This window comes from Aporhodopirellula sallentina SM41 (genome assembly GCF_000346505.1).
GTDB lineage: Bacteria > Planctomycetota > Planctomycetia > Pirellulales > Pirellulaceae > Rhodopirellula > Rhodopirellula sallentina.
Map to the genome: position 1 here is coordinate 36,144 of NZ_ANOH01000223.1, position 19,968 is coordinate 56,111.

General features: G+C 54.9%; 17 protein-coding genes and 1 pseudogene. 13 read left to right on the forward strand and 5 right to left on the reverse strand.

Going from position 1 to position 19,968, the window contains the following annotated elements; all coding sequences use genetic code 11:
* Positions 1 to 143 precede the first annotated feature (143 nt).
* Positions 144 to 983: a hypothetical protein gene (locus RSSM_RS31715; protein WP_008680283.1), complete on the reverse strand. Its 840-nt coding sequence runs from the start codon at positions 981 to 983 to the stop codon at positions 144 to 146.
* Between the two features lie 353 nt (positions 984 to 1,336).
* Here RSSM_RS31715 and RSSM_RS14980 point away from each other — a divergent pair, with 353 nt between their 5' ends.
* From RSSM_RS14980 to RSSM_RS15025, 10 genes are read left to right on the forward strand one after another with little or no spacing between them, the layout of a single operon-like run.
* Positions 1,337 to 1,909: a Na+/H+ antiporter subunit E gene (locus RSSM_RS14980; protein WP_081613792.1), complete on the forward strand. Its 573-nt coding sequence runs from the start codon at positions 1,337 to 1,339 to the stop codon at positions 1,907 to 1,909.
* Complete coding sequence (locus RSSM_RS14985; RefSeq protein ID WP_008680286.1) at positions 1,909 to 2,238, forward strand: monovalent cation/H+ antiporter complex subunit F; 330 nt, start codon at positions 1,909 to 1,911, stop codon at positions 2,236 to 2,238. The genes RSSM_RS14980 and RSSM_RS14985 overlap by 1 nt, the downstream gene beginning before the upstream one ends.
* Entirely contained in the window at positions 2,235 to 2,582 is a 348-nt protein-coding gene (gene mnhG, locus RSSM_RS14990) for a monovalent cation/H(+) antiporter subunit G (RefSeq protein ID WP_008680288.1), read from the forward strand. Before RSSM_RS14985 ends, mnhG begins: the two co-directional genes overlap by 4 nt.
* Entirely contained in the window at positions 2,579 to 3,142 is a 564-nt protein-coding gene (locus RSSM_RS14995; protein ID WP_008680289.1) for a DUF4040 domain-containing protein, read from the forward strand. The genes mnhG and RSSM_RS14995 overlap by 4 nt, the downstream gene beginning before the upstream one ends.
* Positions 3,139 to 3,579: a Na(+)/H(+) antiporter subunit B gene (locus RSSM_RS15000; protein WP_008680292.1), complete on the forward strand. Its 441-nt coding sequence runs from the start codon at positions 3,139 to 3,141 to the stop codon at positions 3,577 to 3,579. Before RSSM_RS14995 ends, RSSM_RS15000 begins: the two co-directional genes overlap by 4 nt.
* Positions 3,576 to 4,097, forward strand: a complete 522-nt coding sequence (locus RSSM_RS15005; protein WP_008680294.1) for a sodium:proton antiporter — start codon at positions 3,576 to 3,578, stop codon at positions 4,095 to 4,097. Before RSSM_RS15000 ends, RSSM_RS15005 begins: the two co-directional genes overlap by 4 nt.
* 25 nt (positions 4,098 to 4,122) lie before the next feature.
* Positions 4,123 to 5,613 carry a monovalent cation/H+ antiporter subunit D family protein gene (locus RSSM_RS15010; RefSeq protein ID WP_008680296.1) on the forward strand — a complete coding sequence of 497 codons (1,491 nt, stop codon included), beginning with the start codon at positions 4,123 to 4,125 and terminating at the stop codon, positions 5,611 to 5,613.
* A 1-nt stretch (position 5,614) separates the two neighbouring features.
* Positions 5,615 to 7,123 carry a proton-conducting transporter transmembrane domain-containing protein gene (locus RSSM_RS15015; RefSeq protein ID WP_008680298.1) on the forward strand — a complete coding sequence of 503 codons (1,509 nt, stop codon included), beginning with the start codon at positions 5,615 to 5,617 and terminating at the stop codon, positions 7,121 to 7,123.
* A gap of 18 nt (positions 7,124 to 7,141) precedes the next feature.
* The gene (locus tag RSSM_RS15020) at positions 7,142 to 7,414 is read left to right on the forward strand and encodes a hypothetical protein (RefSeq protein ID WP_008680301.1); all 273 of its coding nucleotides are present in this window, start codon (positions 7,142 to 7,144) and stop codon (positions 7,412 to 7,414) included.
* Complete coding sequence (locus tag RSSM_RS15025) at positions 7,398 to 9,116, forward strand: Na(+)/H(+) antiporter subunit D (protein WP_008680303.1); 1,719 nt, start codon at positions 7,398 to 7,400, stop codon at positions 9,114 to 9,116. Before RSSM_RS15020 ends, RSSM_RS15025 begins: the two co-directional genes overlap by 17 nt.
* Before the next feature lie 160 nt (positions 9,117 to 9,276).
* On the opposite strand, the pseudogene RSSM_RS15030 reads toward RSSM_RS15025, so the two are convergent.
* The 3 genes and pseudogenes from RSSM_RS15030 to RSSM_RS15040 form a co-directional block, all read right to left on the reverse strand.
* Positions 9,277 to 10,514 (reverse strand): annotated as a pseudogene (locus tag RSSM_RS15030) (DUF1559 family PulG-like putative transporter).
* Between the two features lie 69 nt (positions 10,515 to 10,583).
* On the reverse strand, positions 10,584 to 10,757 hold the full coding sequence (locus RSSM_RS34135; protein WP_173403156.1) for a hypothetical protein: 174 nt from the start codon (positions 10,755 to 10,757) through the stop codon (positions 10,584 to 10,586).
* A gap of 300 nt (positions 10,758 to 11,057) precedes the next feature.
* Entirely contained in the window at positions 11,058 to 12,008 is a 951-nt protein-coding gene (locus RSSM_RS15040; RefSeq protein ID WP_008680309.1) for an AraC family transcriptional regulator, read from the reverse strand.
* Positions 12,009 to 12,202: 194 nt separating this feature from the next.
* Between RSSM_RS15040 and RSSM_RS15045 the strand changes: the two genes are divergently transcribed.
* The 3 genes from RSSM_RS15045 (at position 12,203) to RSSM_RS15055 (ending at position 18,406) form a co-directional block, all read left to right on the forward strand.
* Complete coding sequence (locus RSSM_RS15045; protein WP_044302622.1) at positions 12,203 to 13,252, forward strand: L-rhamnose/proton symporter RhaT; 1,050 nt, start codon at positions 12,203 to 12,205, stop codon at positions 13,250 to 13,252.
* Between the two features lie 68 nt (positions 13,253 to 13,320).
* Entirely contained in the window at positions 13,321 to 16,680 is a 3,360-nt protein-coding gene (locus RSSM_RS15050) for a glycosyl hydrolase (protein WP_236621163.1), read from the forward strand.
* Between the two features lie 142 nt (positions 16,681 to 16,822).
* Positions 16,823 to 18,406: an L-fucose/L-arabinose isomerase family protein gene (locus RSSM_RS15055; RefSeq protein WP_008680314.1), complete on the forward strand. Its 1,584-nt coding sequence runs from the start codon at positions 16,823 to 16,825 to the stop codon at positions 18,404 to 18,406.
* Positions 18,407 to 18,429: 23 nt separating this feature from the next.
* Here RSSM_RS15055 and RSSM_RS15060 read toward each other — a convergent pair whose 3' ends face one another.
* Positions 18,430 to 19,890: a sulfatase-like hydrolase/transferase gene (locus tag RSSM_RS15060; protein WP_236621164.1), complete on the reverse strand. Its 1,461-nt coding sequence runs from the start codon at positions 19,888 to 19,890 to the stop codon at positions 18,430 to 18,432.
* Positions 19,891 to 19,968: the final 78 nt, after the last annotated feature.

Below are 19,968 nucleotides of genomic sequence, written 5' to 3' on the forward strand. Positions count from 1 at the left end.
CGGTCGACTTCGAAGGAGCGGACTTTTTGGCCATGCGAGAAGGGCTCACCGAAGAAGGAATGGAACGGCGTCGTCGATTTGCCGCCGCGAGACCGAGCCTTCACTATATCAGAGCCTCCCTCGATCAACCGTGTTCGGATCCGCTACCTGGGCTGCAACAACCAGATGCCTTCTCGCAAAAGTCTTTTGAGTTCTCCGGAGTCGATCGCCACTTCAAGGCTGCGTCGCGAATCGAAGACAATCACCGATTGCCGCTGAACGTCTCTCACGCGCACGACCGCGGGCGGATCGATTCCCTGCATGAAGTAGAACTGACCACTTTCGATTTTTGGTCGCACACGTGCTTTGCCGTCCGCACCCGCTTCCACTCTCAAACGCGGACCGTACTGGTACTTCTCTGCGAACCGTTCGAGCAGGTTAGGGTCCGGCGTCTCCTCACGGTGGGCCGTCGCACCGTCGACCCTCACCTGCCGGTCCGCGGATTCCGATTCGGTTTCGTTTGACGCCGGTGCATCCGATTGGGGCGGGGAATCGATCGTGTGTTGTGCGTCCGATTTGTCATCCTCATTGGAGACCGCATGATCGAGCGCAGTGATCAAATCGCGAAAGGTTTTGGTGACCGGGCCGGTCAGTTGTTGCATCTTGGCTTGGGCGTTTTTGACTTCATTGAGCTTTTGAATCGAGAGATTGTTTTTGCCCTGTCGGGCCGACGTGACGATCGAACCGACGGTCGAATTCCACCGCCCGGCGATACCGTTGAAGGTCATTTCCATCTGCCGAACCCGTTGCAAAGAAGACTGCACTCGGCCCTGATTGAATTCCTTCTGCGCCTCGGCCATTTCAGAATTAAAGGAGTTGATCCCCTTCAATCCCTCAATGACTATTCCATTGGGGAGCCCTCGCACCGCACCTCCGGTCAGGTTTGCGGTCCGCTGGATCGCCGTCGAAACGTTCGAGAACAAGATTGGGTCCACACGGATCATGGCTGTTTGATCACTCGAAGAAAACCGCGGCGGTATCGCCGGTAATGGGAAACGAAACGGTACGAAAGACGACTTCGGCGGGTGCGTATTCATCGCCGCTTACCCATCTTAGTTTCTTGAACACCTGAGCGTTTGCAGAAGTCGGTACTGTGCAAGAAGGCAGCCTTGGCAATTTGGGAAACCCGGTGCGAGTTACCTTCGCGTTTGGAAATTGCTGGTGGTGATAATCATCCAATTTGCCCGACTTGTCTTGATTTGCGACCCCGGTATACCCTATGCCCATTAGACATATGGGAGCATCCTGAGGATGGATTGCTTGACATGCGTCTATCAACGGATTGAATGCTTCACACGTGAAATACGCCTTAACACTCCTTGCCGCTCTGGTCGCCAATTGGTTGCTGTGGTCTGGGCATTTTGATAACCCGTTTCTACTCGGGGTGGGGGCAGTGTCTTGTCTGTCGTGTTTGTGGATTTCATGGCGGATGCGAATCGTCGATGAGGAAGGTGCACCGGCACACCTCGGTTTGCGGCCGTTCCTTATCTATGCACCTTGGTTGGCGAAAGAGATCGTCACGTCGAACATCAACGTGGCGAGAATCATTTTGTCGCGAGTGATGCCACTGCGACGCAATCTAATTTTGGTACCGGCGAAACAAAGAAGTGAAATCGGACGGGTCATTTTTGCCAACTCGATCACGTTGACGCCGGGTACCGTCTCGGTGCGTTTGGAAGGCAAGGAAATACTCGTTCACGGTTTGTCACTGGACGAATCAGCCGAAGACATGGCGGGCGAAATGGGTGAACGCGTTTCCCGTCTCGAGCGATGTGAAGACGCGTCCGCCAACGAATGTGATGACGATTCGACCGAATCCACACCTAACCATCCCGGGCCACCCAACACGCCTGGGCAGGGGGAGTCCTAATGTCGCCGGATCTACTGCCGAATGCATTGACCACGGGCATCCTCATGGCGACGTCCTTCGCCGTTCTGTTGACGATGATCTTAGCTCTCGTGCGTGCCACGTTGGGACCGACTGTTTTCGATCGTGTTTTGGCGCTGAACATGTTCGGCACCAAGACGGTGTTGTTGATTTCGGTGGTCAGTTTCGTGACCGGTCGGAGCGACTTTCTCGATCTCGCTCTGCTGTACAGTTTGATGAACTTCATCGGCATCGTCGCTCTGCTGCGATTCACCCAATACAACAGTTTTAGCGACAGCGTCACGTCGTCGGGAGAGTCGAATCAGCCATGATTGCACTGGAAATCGCTAGTTACTTCTTCTTGATCGGCGGAGCTATCTTCTCGGTAATCGGCGGCATCGGGCTGATCCGTTTGCCCGAGTTTTTCTCGCGGATGCACGGCGGGGGGATTACCGACACGATGGGGGCCGGGTTGGTCATCATCGGATTGATTCTGTTGGCGGGGCCCACCCTGGCCGCGTTCAAACTGTTTGTCATCTTGTTCTTTCTGACGATCACGAGTCCGAGTTCGTGCCACGCGTTGGCGAAATCCGCGATCTTGAATGGGCTCAAACCACAGCTCGATATCGAATCAGATATTGAACTACCGAACCTCGGCGGGAGGAAACCGGAATGAACTTCATAGTCTTCGCGATTCTCGCCCTGCTCGCCATCACGGCGGTGGCGATCGCCAAGCTGAGGGAATTGTGGGCGGTGATCATGTTCACCGGCATCTACAGTTTTCTGAGTGCGAGTTGGATGATCATTCTCGATGCCCCCGATGTCGCCTTCACCGAGGCTGCTGTGGGTGCGGGAATCTCCACCGTGTTGATGCTCAGCACGATGGCGTTGACCGGCAAGGCGGAAGAGATCCCCCGAAAGAAATCGCTTGTCCCCTTATTCGTGGTAATCGTGACCGGGGCGACGTTGGTCTACGGGACGTTGGATATGCCGCATTTCGGATCCCCTGACGCTCCGGTGCAGGTTTACCCGGATCCGTCCTTTGTGAAGCGATCCGAAGCCGATATGCACGGTCTCCCGAACGTGGTGACTGCGCTTTTGGCGAGTTATCGGGGCTACGATACACTCGGCGAAACGACGGTGGTTTTGACCGCTGGCATCGCAGTTCTGCTGATCCTGCGACGCAACGACGAAAAGGACGAACCAACTCAATTGGCGGGGAACAAAACTCCATGAGTGCGTTCCCGATCATTCGGATCATCACCAAGTTGTTGATCCCCTACATCCTGCTGTTCGCGTTTTACGTTCAATTCCACGGTGACTACGGGCCCGGTGGTGGGTTTCAAGCCGGTGTGATCTTCGCATCCGCGTTGATTCTCTACGGTTTGGTGTTCGGCCTCGAAGCCATTCAGAGGGTCGCACCTCCCATCGTGATTGAAAAATGCATGGCACTGGGTGTGCTGGTTTACGCCGGGACCGGAATCCTGACGATGGCACTCGGCGGGCGGTTTCTCGATTACAACGTGCTCGAACATCATGTCCTGCCACAGTGGCATATTCCGAGCGGCCAACACCTAGGAATTTTCCTCGTTGAGATGGGAGTCGGAATCACCGTGACCGCGGTGATGACGATGATCTTCTACGCGTTCGCGGGAAGGAAGCAAACTCAATGACGTTCGAATCCATCGCCGGACTGTACAACTACTGGGTCGTGATCTTTTTGATGATGACCGGGTTCTACATCGTCCTGGCTCGAAAGAACCTCATTAAATCCGTCATCGGTTTGAACATCTTTCAAACATCTGTGTTCCTTTTGTACATCACGATGGGCAAAGTCGAGCACGGAACCGCACCGATCGTTCCTCCTGCAATCGCGGAGCAGCAGTCCCACGCTTCGCATGGCGTGGGCGAGAATGCACACGCCGCGATCGAACATGCGGATGAAGCTCATGAGGTGGTCCACGAAGTCGCTCATGAGGTGGCGTTGACGGTCGCGGATCATGGCGGAGAGTTGGCACACGCATCAACAGAAATCATTTACTCCAACCCGCTGCCGAGCGTTTTGATGCTGACCGCGATCGTGGTCGGTATCGCGACGACGGCACTCGCGTTGGCGCTAGTCGTCCGAATCCGTGAAGATTACGGAACGGTGGACGAAGAACTCATCTTAGAATTGGATCGTGGCGAATGAGGCAGTCTGTTTTGGAAGGGATCCAATGATCGACGCGATCTTCGCCCACCTACCGATCCTATTGATCGTGCTGCCGTTGATGGCCGCACCATGCTGCGTGCTCGTAGGCAACGGACGGGCCGCTTATCTGCTCGCCCTGGTGGTATCCTTCGCCGCGTTCGCATGCAGTGTCGCGATGCTCGGGGAAACGCTGCAGCACCATGTCGTTCGATACGAACTCGGTAATTGGAGTCCGCCGTACGGGATCGAATACCGAGTCGATATCTTCTCGGGCTTCGTGATGGCATTCGTTTCGGGAATCGGTGCGATCGTTCTGGTTTACGCTCCGCTGAGCGTTCGCGATGAAATCCCCGCGTCGAAACACTACCTGTTCTACGCCACGTATCTGCTCTGCATGACGGGCCTGCTCGGCATGTGCGTGACGGGTGACTTGTTCAACGTGTTCGTATTCCTGGAAATCTCATCGCTGTCGTCGTACGCGTTGATCAGTCTGGGCCGGACCCGACGAGCACCGCTCGCCGCGTTTCAGTATTTGATTCTCGGCAGTATCGGGGCGACGTTCATCCTGATCGGTATTGGGCTGCTGTATCAGATGACCGGTACGCTCAACATGGCCGACATCGCCGCTCGCGTTCCGCACGAACACGGGCCTCGGACGGTTCTCGTCGCGTTTGCATTTCTAACTGTGGGACTGTGTGTGAAGATGGCGGTCTTCCCGCTGCACACATGGCTGCCCAACGCGTACACCTATGCACCATCGGTTGTGACGTGTTTCATCGCAGCGACGGCTACCAAAGTTTCCGTCTATGCGTTTGTGCGGTTGATTTTTGGAATCATCACACCCGGATTCGCGTTTGACGTCTTGCCACTCGATACCGAGTTGATGTTGTTCTCGTTGGTGGGGATCTTCATCGCATCGATCGCGGCGATCTATCAAAACAACGTCAAACGGTTGCTCGCATATTCGAGCGTTGCCCAGATCGGTTACATGTTGTTGGGCATTTCGATGGCGACACCGACGGGCCTGTCTGCGGGAATCGTCCACATGTTCAATCACGCTTTGATTAAGGGTGGGCTGTTCATGGTCGCCGGATGTTTCGCTCTGCGTCTCGGCAGTGTGCAATTGTCTGATTGGAAGGGTGCCGGACGAACGATGCCGTTGACCGCGATCGCGTGGGCGATCGGAGGACTGGCGCTCATTGGAGTGCCTATGACGGCTGGTTTCATTAGCAAATGGCTACTACTGACGAGTGCGTTTGAAACCGGGCGATGGCCGATCGCTGTATTGATGTTGGTCAGTTCATTGCTCGCGGTCGTGTACGTCTGGAAGGTCGTTGAGACTCTCTTCTTCAGTGAACCGAGTGAGGCCGCCGCGGGTGCAACGGAAGCACCACTGAGAATGCTGATACCGACGTATCTGTTGATCGGGGCGACGTTGCTGTTTGGCGTCTGGACGCCGTATTCGGCAGGAATCGCCCGACAAGCCGCAATCGTGCTCTTGGGAGGAACCCCATAAGATGTCTCCCGATCACTTGATATGGATTTCGCTCGCATTGCCGCTTTTGGCGGTTGGGCTGATCGTTCTCTTTGGGAAATCACCGGACCTTCGTGATGGCGCATCCGGTACCGTTGCCGGGTTGCTGTTAATCGTCGTCGCGTCGTTATCGATCGGCGTGTTTTCAGGCAAGAGACCTGAATGGCATCTCGGTGAGATGTTGCCGGGATTCGAGATCGCGTTTCGTGTCGAACCTCTCGGAATGCTCTTTGCGCTGGTTGCGTCTGGGTTGTGGATTCTGACGACCGCTTACGCCGTCGGATACATGCGAGGCCATCACGAAATACACCAAACACGTTTTTTCGCTTGTTTCGCGATCGCGATCTTCGCGGCGCTTTCAGCTGCGTTTTCGGCAAACCTGTTCACACTGTTTGTCGCATACGAAGTCATGACGATTTCGACGTATCCATTGGTGACGCATCACGGAACGGACGAGGCCAAACGCGGAGGCAGGATCTACCTTGGCATTCTGCTTTCGACATCCATTGCGTTCTTCATGTTGGCAATCGTTTGGACGTGGTCACTCGCCGGTACGTTGGATTTCCAACTCGGGGGAATCTTATCGACCGCGGTGGCTGAGAACCGTATCTCGCAGACGGGACTTGGCGTTCTGATCGGTTTGTTCACGTTCGGTATCGGGAAGGCAGCCTTGATGCCGTTTCACCGATGGTTGCCAGCGGCCATGGTTGCCCCAACCCCGGTCAGTGCTTTGTTGCACGCGGTCGCGGTCGTGAAAGTCGGCGTCTTTTCGGTGATGAAAGTGTGCGTTTATATCTTCGGATTGGAGTTACTGCGAGAAACCGGCGTGAGTCTGTACCTCGCGTACGTGGCAGGATTCACGTTGGTGGTTGCCTCGTTGGTCGCGATGACCAAAGACAACCTAAAGGCTCGATTGGCGTACTCGACGATCGGACAATTGGCCTACATCACATTGGGAGCAATGCTGGCGACGCCCAACAGTGTGATCGGCGGCGGCATGCACATCGCCATGCACGCGGTCGGCAAAATCACGTTGTTCTTTTGCGCGGGAGCCATCTACGTGGCCGCTCACAAGAAGAACATCAGCGATATGGAAGGACTCGGACGCAAGATGCCGTTCACCTTCGCGGCGTTCCTGATCGCCTCGGTGAGCATCATCGGACTGCCGCCCGGCGGTGGGGCGTGGAGCAAGTGGTTCCTCGCACTCGGAACCGTTGAAACGCATCAATACCTGCTCACAGCCGCGTTGATGGTCAGTTCGCTGTTGAACATCGCGTACCTCGTCCCGATCCCGATGCGAGCGTTCATGAAGCCATCCAAATCCGAGGACGAGTCGGAATCCGAGACCGGCAATTGGTTTTCAAACATGCAGGAAGCCCCGGCGATGTGTGTCGTACCGTTGTGCGTGACGGCAATCGGCAGTGTCGTGCTGTTCTTTGCCGCCCAATGGATTTACCAGGCTTTGTTGCCCATCACGGCAATGCCCTCTTAGTATGCCGCGAGGACGAACATGAATCATTCAAAAGAACCATCCGATCCGAGCTGGTTTGAACGACCGCAGAACATTCGGTTAATGATCATCGCGCTCGTTGTCGTCTGCGCGGCCTTAGCACTCGCCGATCTGTTCTACACCAACCCACACCCGCACTTTGATATTGAAACTAGCTTTGCGTTTCAGGCGTGGTTCGGTTTTGTCACGTTTGTAGTCATCGTTTTTTTGGGTCGCTTGCTACGCCTGATCGTTTCACGTCCAGAGGATTACTACCATGACGGCGATCGCTAGTTTGCCTCCCGGATTGATCATGATGGTGGGAGCCCTGTTCCTGCCATTTCTCGCCCGACGTGTTCAACCGTGGGTGGTCCTCGGCCTTTCCGCGTTGAGCCTGCTGTTGTTTCTGCTCACACCCGCAGGTGACTACGGTGCGGTGGAGTTGTTCGGCGCGGAATTGTCGGTGGTTCGCATCGATTCGTTATCGCGTCCGTTCGGAATCGTCTTCCATATCGCAGCCATTGTTTCGGCGATCTACGCCCTGCATGTTCGTGACACACGCCAGCATGTTTCTGGCGTCTTTTACGCTGGCGCGGCGATCGGTGCGGCGTGCGCGGGTGATTTGGTGACGTTGTTTGTGTTCTGGGAGCTGACCGCGATCTCGAGCGTCTTCCTAGTTTGGGCGAGCGACAACGAGAGTTCCTATCGTGCCGGGATGCGATATCTGATTGTTCAAGTCACCTCAGGCGTCTTACTGCTTTCCGGGGCGATTGTGCAGTTCGTCGAAACCGGTTCGCTCGCGTTTGACTCTTTTGTGGGGCTGGAAGGCAGCGAGGGAGGACTGACAACGGCAGGACAACTGGTGTTGGTCGCCTTTGGGATCAAGTGTGCGTTTCCGCTGCTACACAATTGGTTGCAGGACTCTTATCCGAAGGCAACCGTCACCGGCACCGTGTTCCTGAGTGCGTTCACGACCAAACTCGCTGTGTATTCGTTGTGCCGTGGATTCGCCGGTTTCGAACCATTGATCTGGGTCGGATGCACGATGACGCTGTTCCCGATCATTTTCGCGGTGATCGAAAACGATCTGCGACGCGTTCTCGCCTACAGTCTCAACAATCAACTCGGGTTCATGGTCGTTGGAATCGGCATCGGAACCGAATTGGCGATCAACGGGACGGTTGCCCATGCGTTCTGTCACATCATTTACAAATCGCTGCTGTTCATGTCGATGGGCGCCGTGCTGTATCGCGTCGGAACCACCAAGGCGACGGAGCTCGGCGGATTGCATAAATCGATGCCGTGGACAACTACCTTCTGTCTCATCGGTGCCGGAGCGATCTCGGGGTTCCCACTGCTCAGCGGTTTCGTCAGCAAATCGATGATCATCTCGGCAGCGGCGGAGCATCACTTGTTCGGCGTTTGGATCGTGTTGTTGATCGCGTCGGCCGGGGTGATGGAGCACTCGGGCATCAAGATTCCGTTCTTCGCTTTCTTCGCACACGACAGTGGCAAACGACCCAAGGAAGCCCCATGGAACATGTTGCTCGCGATGGGAATCGCGGCGGCAGGCTGCATCACGTTGGGGATCGCCTATCCGCTGCTCTACGCCTTATTGCCCTTCGAATCAGACTATCACCCCTACACGGTGACGCACGTTGTTACGCAGTTGCAACTGCTGATGTACGCGTGCTTGGCGTTTGTCGTATTGATCAAGCTCGGTTTGTACCCTGAAGAGAAACGAGCCACCGTGCTCGACACCGATTGGTTCTATCGCGTGGCGGCTCCGAAAGTCATCTCAGCGATGCGTTCGGGATATGAAGCCGTCGACAGTGGACTGCGAGCGGTCTTTCTTCGCGGGATGGGTGCCGCTCTCAACACCGTTCGTGAAGGTTTCAATGAAACCGGGTTGCTCGGCCGGACGTGGTCGACAAACACCATGACGTTCTGGGCGTCGGTGCTGCTCGCGGCATCGCTGTTGGTTTACTACCTGTAGTCGTCTCAACACCGACCAAGCACGTCAGCGGACGGCTGCGTGCTATGATCGACAGAAACAGCGAAGCAAATTCGGCGAGACCGGATTGGGTGCATTCGAAACTCAGCAGCATGTTCACGAACAGAGGCTGCGTTGCCTTTTTTCTGAAGCAACCTCGTGCTTAAAACTCTCCGCTGAGCACTTCTTTGGCCGCGCGAGTTCCTAACTCGCCCCACAGTCCGAACGGGCTTCCTGATCCTGGAGGAAGGTAGTTGTGCACAGTCACCTGAGCGGAATTGGGGTTTCCGGCATCAATGGAATCCGTAACGAATTTGACCGCTCCATCGCCCATTAGTACATGCGCGCCACCTTGGTGACGGCTACTCGTCGAAACGACGGCCTCTTCATGCTGGTTCCCATGGATACACAACTCAGTGTTCGGACCGAGAATGGTATGGAAACCGGTGTAAAGCACGATTCCACACATCCACTTGTTCCCGCGAACTTCTTCCGCATTGGCAAACAAACTGCCAACGCCCGTTGCCGAAGGATTCCAAAATTGTGGCCGTTCAGGATCGATCGCACCACGGCAACGCAGTGCCCCGCCCGTATTCCACTGACTCGCCGTCCGCGAGCCGCGCGACCAGATATGAGAACGAATATCGTTATCGCCTAAGTCACTGATAATCTCGCCACACATGATCGTATTCGCCAAGCCGTCAAGGATATCGCGAAAGCGTGTCGACTTGCGATAAACAAACGCACCCCGTGCAGCAGCACGCGAATAGGAGGACCGCTTATCATTCGTGTTGCCATTGGAATCTTCGTACGCGTCGTTCTCTCGTGAACACGAGTGGGTGGCGTCGCCCATGCAGGCTGCATAGTTCGACCGACCGAGGCTCGGCAGGCCACGCCCCGGATCACTCGGGCATCGGTATGAGGCAATGTCGGTCATCCAAGGCACGTAGGGATTGGCATCCATGTTCGCTACTGAGCCACTCGGCAACGGACCCATCGCCTGATAAACCGCTCCACCCGTGGTCACGTAGGGATTGCTGATCTGCTCCCAAAGTGCCTGCTGTTCGATAAATGGAGTGATCCCAACGAGAAAGAAAGCCGGTTGTAGCTATTGCCACCAGGGCTGGCGACGGTTCCTGGGGTAGCGTAGTTGGTCCCGCCGCCTCCTGTGGCCGAGCCAGTCCCTGTTCCTTGCTCGGGCAATTGATTGTAGGCCGCATGATAGTTGTGGATGGCCAGTCCGATTTGTTTGAAATTATTACTGCAGCTCATCCGGCGGGCTGCTTCGCGCGCTGCTTGAACCGCTGGCAACAGCAGGCCAACCAACACACCGATGATCGCAATCACGACCAAAAGTTCAACGAGTGTGAAGCCGGTACGGCTTCGTTGCGTATGACGCATAACGGATACTCCAAAACGATAAAAAGAGAAACTGAAGAGACGTCTGCGATCTCCCTAGACTTACGGTATTCACTCCTCCGCAATTTCGGTCTGTGCAGTCGGATCCAACGAAAGGTCACCATTTTCTTCGGTGTATGCTTTCATTTCCTCTTCGGTCGCAACGACTCCGTTTGTGTTACCGCAACCGACAATGCCGAAGCAAAGGAAAAACAACATAGAAGCGAATTGCAATCGTTGAACCATGACAGAAACCGTCTCTTGAGGGTGAGGTTTGGAAGACCTAAAGCGGCGATGTATCGCACACGAGAGCCCGTATGGTATCGAACGCACCGTCGACTTCCTAATAAATACAGACCTTGTTTTGCGGCAATCACTCAGCGTCAACACGCCAAGGCGCCACGCATTTCCTGAGGATTTCATGGCAAATTCCTGCCGTTTGAAAACATCAAACCAGTAGGAATCACAGAAACAAACGTCAGCAAAACCTTTGAGAACTCCACCGATGGAAGTTCTCGTTCGCCCATGATCGAACGTTCACTTTCTCTAAGATCTCGACGGACGACCGACCTTCGGTTTTCGCTGCTCGAGGTATTCGCTGCGGTATTGTGATGGGGACATATTCACTTTTTCGAGGAACGTGACTCGCATCCGTTCGTCACTTGGAAAACCAGCGAGAAACGCGACCGCTTTGACACCCAAGTCCGTTTCGACCAGCAGTCGCTTAGCCCGACTGAGTCGGCACGCGGTGATTTCGGTGAGGACACTGTGTCCGATTTCGTTGCGAAAACGGCGCTCAAGAACCCGCCGACTGACGGATAATCGGTCGGCAAACCGTTGAACCGTAAACGCCTGGTGACTGTGCGTCCAAATTAAATCGAGAGCACGACCGACCAGCGGGTCACGTACCTCTTTGCTACGGATACTGGTGTGTTCCCCAGCAACTTCTCCTATGTCCGACGTGTTCTCAATAACGCTACCAATCAAAGCCATCGCCTGGAAAGAAAGCAGAATCGAATTCTGGTTCGAATGGTCCGATACGCTCTTCAAGATCCGGTCAAAAGCTTTTGACAGTAACGAGGGTCGTTTTGCTTTTCGAACCGCCATCTCGGGATAAATCAAACCCAGTTCGAGCAATCGGTGCGTCATCGTCCCATGGAACGAGATCCATCGTTCTGTCCAACCTTCATTGAAATCCGGCCGATAGCGATGCCAAACGCCGGGGAACAACGTGATGATCGATCCCGGCGCGATGGGAACCCTGCCTGTCGGTTCCGACTCAAAAACACCGCTACCTTTGGTGATCAAGATCATTTGAAATTCGGGTAGAACACGACCGCGAGCCCATCGAAAACTGTACAGGCCCGGATGGCCTTTTGGCGGATAGCTTTCACCTGCGGGCGCCCGTCCGCTGCCCAAACCGGTCAGGTAGACACCCCACGACATCGCCATGTCATCGACGGGGAGATAGTGGTAGTAGCCTTCATATTGGTTCAATTTCGTATCCCTGATCGAATCGCTTTGCGATCGTTGTTCACCTGCCTAGCAGGTGAGAATGTCGCCAATACCATACCCTGTTTTCAAACCGCGTGCCGCATAACAAGGGGTGTTTTTAGTTATCTGCAGGATTTGAGAACGTTATACTGGACGCTCGACACAATCATTACGTCCCTCAATGAAGTCCTTGCTCAATGCTAACCGGTCCCCTGCTAGGAGTCTTGTTGCACGCCATCGGCGGATTCGCGGCGGGCAGTTTTTATGCACCGCTGCGGAAGGTTGATCGCTGGGCGTGGGAGTCATTTTGGTTGGTGATGGGAATCGCCGCTTGGCTGATTGCTCCATGGGCGGTGGCTTGGATCACCACACCCGATTTGATTCCCGTGTTGCAATCGGCTCCGCTGAGCGTCATCGCGTGGTGCGTCTGCTACGGGATGTTTTGGGGAGTGGGGAATCTGACATTCGGACTTTCCGTTCGCTATCTAGGTATGGCGCTTGGCTACGCCGCGGCGCTCGGGTTCTGCATGCTATTCGGCACGCTGATGCCTCCCATTTTTGAAGGTCAATTCGGAGAGATCTTGAGATCCCGAAGCGGTGCCGTGATCTTGCTAGGCATCACATTCTGCTTGATCGGGATCGGAATCTGCGGATGGGCGGGCATGAGAAAAGAAGCCGAATGCAGCGACCTCGAGTCCGAAGAAACAGTCTCTGAGTTCTCGATCAGCAAAGGGTTCTTGCTGGCAGCGGTCGCGGGAATTTTGAGTGCATGCTTCGCTTTCGGATTGTCGGCCGGCAAACCGATTGCTGAACTCTCAATCGAAGCCGGCACAGAACCGCTGTATTCCAACAACGCCGTTTTGGTCGTGATCTTGGTCGGTGGTTTGACCAGCAACTTGTTGTGGTGTTTGGCTCTGAACCGCCGCAACGGCACCTTCGGTGACTACGCGGGAAAAGGGGGGCAACCTCTGTTTCGCAACTATGCCCTGTCGTCCATGGCCGGGCTGGTTTGGTACGGGCAGTTCTTCTTCTACGGAATGGGGACAACCAAGCTGGGGGAGCAATACGAGTTCTCGAGTTGGTCGATTCACATGGCTTTCATCATCGTGTTCAGCAACCTCTGGGGCATCGTCTTCGATGAATGGCGCGGCACAAGCCGCAAGACAAAAGCGACCGTGTGGGTAGGGCTGCTGACGTTAATCGGTTCCACCATCGTGATTGGCTATGGCAACTATTTGTCGGATTGATCCACGAACCTTTGACGCAAGAACATAACGATTCCTTTTCATCCTTTTCTCGCCAACTCGATCACCAAATGACTGATCAACTTTGCACATATCGTCGTGGGCACGGCAGCATGCAGATGATGGCTGTCATGGCACTCATCCTTTTCAGCTCTTTCGCCGGCGCGGACGATTCGCTGGCGAAACGATTTCAATCGCCGCCGCAGGAATCTGGCATCCGTGCCTTTTGGTGGTGGCTGAACGGAAACGTGACCAAAGCGTCGATCACTCATGAATTGGAAGAGATGAAGGACAAGGGCTTCAGCGGTGCCATGATCTTCGACGCCGACGGCAGCAATCAACGGGGGAACCAAAGAGTTCCGGCCGGTCCAACCTTTGGCAGCCCAGCTTGGACGGATTTGTTTGTGCACGCTTGCAAGGAAGCCGATCGCTTGGGTTTGGAACTCAGTCTCAATATCCAAAGCGGTTGGAATTTGGGTGGCCCAAAGGTGACGGCCGCCGAAGCAACGCAAACACTGGTGTGGTCCAAAACGGAAGTGACGGGCGGCGCTCCAGTCGCCCAAGAACTACCCCAGCCAAAAGCACGTGAGTTCTACCGGGATGTCGCGGTCATCGCTGTTCCGGCACCTACAGTCGCAAGTGTTGCTGGCCGCAAGTTGTCGTTTGAAATCGAGGCGAGTTCTACCCAGGGCGGTCGCGATGCTAGCCTCGCGATGGATGCGAAGCAGGACACGTTCTGGGTGTCCAGAAAAGGGCCGACGCGGAAGACGCCGCAGTGGTTACTGATCAAACTCTCCGATGCTGTTGAAATTGGCGAAGTGGCATTGCGAGGCCGATCGCAATATGGACCGCGTGAATGTGAGATCCAAGTTTCACTCGATGCTCAAACATTTCAAACGGTGCGACGGATCACAATTCCAAACGGCGAGAAAGTCACTGCGACTTTCCCAATTCAGCCTGCTGCGTTCGTTCGCTTGCTTTTCACCGATGCGTATGACACGGCCCCGGTCGACGGCATTCCACGCAACGTCCAAGTCTCTGAAATCGAACTTCCTCAACTCGAGTTGCCCGCCTCGCCGTCGCATCAACCGATCAAGCATCTGTTGTTGAAGAGCTCCACACGTGAGTTGGGAATGTCGGCCCCGGATTGCCGTTTCTTGTTGGATACTGAACCAGCAATACCGGGTGAACACGTTGTGCCTTTCGATGGAATCGTGAATCTCACGGAGCAAACCGATGCCGACGGGACGCTGCGTTGGGATGCTCCGCAAGGTCGTTGGATGGTACTGCGCATTGGCCACACGAATGTCAACTCGCACGTTTCGACACACAGCGCTGGTTGGGGCGGCCGCGTCCTTGACTACATGAATCCCGGTTCGCTCGACGCGTATTGGAACCGAAACATCACGCCGCTGATGAACGCGATCGGTCCGCTGGCTGGCACCACGCTGAAGTATGTCCATACAGATAGTTGGGAAGGCGGCGGTATGAATTGGACGCCGGGATTCGACGAAACGTTTCAGCTCAACCGAGGATACGATCCGATTCCTTGGTTGGCCGTGTTGGCAGGTTATGTCGTTGAAAGCCGGGAGGATTCCAACGCGTTCCTGGCCGACTTTCGCAAAACGATTGGCGACCGAATTACCGACCACTATGGTCACCTCGCTGCGATCGCCGATCGATACGGAATGGGCACTCACCCGGAATGCTCGGGACCGCATGCCGGGCCGCTCGATGGCCTGAAGAACTACGGACGCAGCGAATTGATGATGAGCGAGTTTTGGTCGCCATCGCCGCATCGCCCCAATCCGCCGGATCGATTTTTTGTCAAACAAGCTGCCTCGGCCGCGCACACCTATGGCAAGAGACTTGTCGGTGCCGAAGGTTTCACCACGATTGGCCCACACTGGAACGATGTGCCCTGGTCATCGATGAAGCCGAGCTTTGATCACGAGTATTGCGCAGGCCTCAACCTCCTGTTCAACCACACCTTCACCGCCTCACCGAAAGAGATGGGGATTCCCGGCCAAGAGTACTTTGCTGGAACCCACTTCAATCCGCAGATCACGTGGTGGAATGAATCAACCGCGTTGATCGACTACTTCCGTCGCTGCCAGTACATCGCTCAACAGGGGCAGTTTGTTGCCGATGTTCTCTACTACTACGGCGATCACATCCCGAACATCGCGACACTCAAAGAGGCGGACCCCGCCGGAGCCCTGCCGAACTTCGGCTACGATGTGCTCAGCGAGGAACTGTTGCTCGATGGCCTGACCTTCCAAAAAGGCCTCTTCGAATTGCCATCGGGCATGGAATACCGTGTCCTCGTGTTGCCCGATCACAAGATTCTGTCTCTTGGCGTCCTGCAAAAAATCAACTCCCTCGTTCGTCGTGGCGGAACGGTACTCGGAAGCAAACCGACCCATGCTGTTAGCTTGGAAGGTGGTGCGGAAGGGCGGAAGCGGTTCCAGCAACTCGCCGATGGATTGTGGGGATCGTCCGACAAACCGGTCGAGGAGACCGGTCTTCGCAGCGTAGGAAACGGACATGTCGCGTGGGGGATGTCGGCTCGTGAACTTCTGCATTCCATGAAAGTCCCTTCGGACGTCCACATCGAAGGAATCAATCAGACAGAAGACATCCAGTGGATTCACTATCGACTCGACGATGACGATGTCTATTTCCTTTGCGAGACAAAGGGCCAGCCAACAAGTTTGAAGGCAAGTTTTCGCGTTACCGGACGCCTTCCTGAGCTATGGGATGCCGTGGACGGTTCCATCCGCCAGGCCCAGACGTTTTCCGTCAACGATCACAGTACGGAGGTTCCGCTGGAATTGGACCCCTTTGGCAGTCTGTTCGTCGTCTTCCGTCAGTCTTCCCACCGTCAGTCCTCTGAGCAAAATTCGAGAAACGACGGCCCCAATTTTCCATCATGGACAGTCAAGGAAACCATCCAAGGACCATGGCAAGTCAAGTTTGACTCTCGGTGGGGCGGACCCGACGAACCGGTTCGTTTCGAGACGCTGTCGGACTGGACGCAAAGTGAAGTCCCAGGCATCAAGCATTACTCCGGGAAAGCTGTCTACAAGACGACATTCTCAATTGATGACGATCAACGGGATCAACCAATCTCGTTGCAACTTGGCGACGTGAAAGACGTCGGTATCGCGCGCGTGTCGCTCAACGGAAAGGATCTCGGCGTGGTGTGGCGACCGCCTTTCCGAGTGAACGTGACCGATGCCCTCAAGCAAGGCAAAAACTCACTCACGGTGACCGTTGTCAATTCGTGGAGGAACCGCCTGATTGGCGACCGGGATCTTCCCGAAAACAAACGTTTGACTCGCACCAACATCACTGTCACCAACCAATGGGCACTCGAACCTTCCGGCTTGCTCGGTCCGGTCGAAATATGTGTCGACGACTCAAATTGATGCGTTCTTGAATTCGCGAATGAATGCTCACTAAGCAATTCTTCGATGCAACGCATCGGTGAACGGATCCAGTGTTCTACGAAACTGCTTTCCGTAAGCCGACTACACGAAACGATTTTCACCTGTGTTATGGAATACAACGATGTCTCTGTTTGATCCTATCAAACCGATCAAAACCCCACGCGTCGGTCTCTATTCGGTCGGTCACGAACACTACTGGAACCAGTTTGATGGTTTGCTCGATCGATTGCTCGGATACAACCGCTTCATCGCACAGCAGATCGGAACTCACGGAGATGTCTGCAACGCCGGGATGATCGACAGTGAATCGGGAGCCCGCGCGGCCGCAGAGAAGTTCAACGCCGCCAACGTTGACATCATCTTTTGCCACGCTGCGACCTATGCGATGAGTGCCTCGCACATCAGCATTGCGCGTCACTGTCAGCGTCCGGTTGTTGTGTTGAATCTGCAGCCCACCGCTGCGATGAATTACGATCAAACAACCACGGGCGAGTGGTTGGCTCATTGTGTCGGATGCTGCGTCCCTGAAATTTCAAACGCGTTCAATCGCAGCGGGATTGATTTCCATATCGTTTCGGGGCTGCTCGGTCTGACCGAAACTCCCGAGATCTCACTCGCGGATGAATGCACGTCGGATCATCCCGAGGCAATCGCCGCGTGGGAAGAAATTCATGCTTGGGTGAAAGCATCCGCCGCGGTACGTACGCTTCGTGAGGGTCGGATGGGTTTCTTGGGGCATACCTATCCCGGCATGCTCGACATGTACAGCGACTTTACAATGATGGGCGCCGGCACCGGGATGCACATCGAGGTCATGGAGATGTGTGACTTGGACCGATTGGCCCAGTCGGTCACGGTGGCGGAAACGCGGGAGAAGCTGGATCAAGTCCATGAGATGTTCGTCATCAGTGAAGACTCACCGGCTGATCCGTTGGCTCGCAAACCCAAGCCCGAACAACTTGACATTGCGTGTCGTGTTGCGGTCGCACAAGAGAAGCTCGTGCGAGACTTCGACCTGGATGCGCTGACGTACTACTACCGTGGACGCGAAGGAAACGCCTACGAGGAATTGCAAGAGTCTCTCATCCTGGGCAACTCGTTGTTGACCGCTCAAGGCATTCCCTGCAGTGGTGAAGGCGACATGAAGACTGCCGTGGCGATGAAGATCTGCGACATTCTCGAAGCCGGTGGCAGCTACACCGAGATCGTTTCATCGGACTTCAACCATGGCACCATCATCTTGGGCCACGATGGACCATTTCACATCGCCATCTCTGACCAAAAGCCAATTCTGCGAGGAATGGGGCTGTATCACGGAAAGTGGGGGACCGGCGTGAGCGTCGAAGCGACGGTCCAGAAAGGGCCCGTGACACTGTTGAATTTGACGCAAACGGGTGAAGGTCGCCTGCGTTTCATCGGCAACGAAGGAATCGCGATCGATGCTCCGATCCTGAAGATTGGAAACACGATGACGCACGTTCGATTTGATCGAGGTCCGAGCCAAATGATGAACGACTGGTTCGCATTGGCACCCACGCACCACGGCGCGTTAGCGGTCGGACATCAATCGGAACTGTTCCGCAAAGTCGCCACTTTGATGGGAATCGAATGGTCTTCCGTGTCGCATGGAGAAGCGATCGAAGACTCCAGTGTCGCGTTTCGCGAGATTCTCAGCCTTGAAAAGACTGAGCTACATGAAAGCTAACGCTATCCGGCTACCCCGTCGCACTACTGCTGGGCGAGCGGGTCGTTCATCTCTTTTTGAAGAGCTTTGAGCTTTTCGGTTAGCATCGCGATGCGTTCAGATTGATCAGGATCATTGATCAGATCGTTTTCTTCGAGTGGATCATCAGCCAGATTAAAAAGCTGTTTCTTGTCGATCTTCGGGTACACGATCAGTTTGTAATCTCCGTCGACAATCATCCGTTGGAAGTCGATGTAGGCACCGTAGATCGATTCATAAGAACGTTCCCGCGCTCCGTTGATCAGTGGCAACACGCTTTTGAAATCGACTTCGTCGGGTTTCTCCATCTTTGCGATTTCAAAAGTCGTGGGGACGACGTCTTGAAGATAGATATTCGAGTCAATCTTCTTTGACTCGGGAACGTCGGGACCGACCACGGTAAAGGGGACACGCATACTGTGGTGGTGCATGTTTTGCTTCCCCATCAGACCGTGATGACCAGCAGCGAGTCCATGATCGGCGGTGAAGAAGATGTATGTGTTGTCCGCTTTGCCTGAGTCTTCAAGTGCCTTGAGGACACGTCCGATCTCTCGGTCCATGTGTGTGATGATGGCATAGTATTCTTGCCGGTTGATCTGGACTGAATACTTGGTCCGTGGGAACGGTGCGAGTTTTTCGTCACGACATCGATTGCTGCCGATTGGGTAGGGATACTCTTTGTAAAACGGTTGCGGAACCTCGATCTCCTCAAAGGGATACATGTCGACAAACTCTTTGGGAGCCTGCCGTGGATCGTGTGCCGCGTTGAAGGCGATGTACATGAAGAACGGGTTGTCGGATTGGCTGGCCGAATCGAAGAACAACTCGGCGTCATCGGCAACGACTTCACTCCAGTGCTTGCCACCTTCCCAGAACCCGCCAAACTTTTTATCCCAAGGTTGCCATACCTTGTCTTCGGGGCTGCGGGGACGGTTGTATCCCTGGGGTGTTTGATTTGGCATCCCACCGCGGACGTTTCGTGCGGTACCAAACACAGAGTCAGCACTTGCGCTGACGTGCCATTTCCCGGTGAAGTATGTGTCATACCCGGCGGACTCGAGGCGTTGTGCCCAAAGCCGTTTTTCAGGTACTTCGGTTTTGCGGATGCTGCCTTCGAGGGCGTGAGCGTTCCAGAGGAAACGTCCCGTGTTCAACATCGCACGGCTGGCCTGACAAACCGCTCCGTTCCAACCTCCCATGTTGTAGCAGTGGGTGAAGGACGTGCCTCGTCGCGCCAACTCATCGAGATTGGGCGTGATCACCTCATCGTTACCGCCGTTGGCGACGCAGTTGTATGCCAGGTCATCGGCAAAGAGAAACAGGATGTTGGGTTTGGTTTCGTCGTCTGCAAAACATGTCTGCGAGACTGACCAACCGATCAAGCAAACCAAGAATGCTCTGATCAATGGAACCGACATGCGTGCTCGGTTGCCGTTGAGGTGGAGTGTTGGTTCGGCGTTACTCATCGTCTCATCTTCCGCGATAGGATCACTGCTGCTGGGAAGCTGCACATTGTACACAGCGGCTGGTGATTGCGTACTCAC